Raw genomic sequence first — 241 nt, 5'->3', positions numbered from 1 at the left:
CAACGTATTGAGCGACGAGCAGAAAAAGCGGCTGATGACCGGGCTCGACCCTCTCGACAAGCCGGATGCCAACAGCCCTGTTCCCGATATCATGTATGCAAGCGCCGGTATCTACACGACTGCGGACGATATGGTGCGCTGGATGCGCTGGCACCTCGACGGTGCGGACCTGTTGCGGGAAGATGCCCTGATCGATCATACGCTTTGGCTGCCTTATGACGGCTTGAAGCATGTAGTCGGG

General features: G+C 58.1%; 1 protein-coding gene. It reads left to right on the top strand.

Features of this window, described 5'->3' with window-relative positions:
- A partial coding sequence (locus SB719_RS22265; RefSeq protein WP_412160049.1) for a hypothetical protein occupies nt 1–241 on the top strand: 241 nt, incomplete at both ends.

Source organism: Pantoea sp. SIMBA_079, from assembly GCF_046940275.1.
In the GTDB taxonomy this organism is placed as follows: domain Bacteria; phylum Pseudomonadota; class Gammaproteobacteria; order Enterobacterales; family Enterobacteriaceae; genus Pantoea; species Pantoea borealis.
This window is presented reverse-complemented; position numbering and strand designations above follow the sequence as displayed.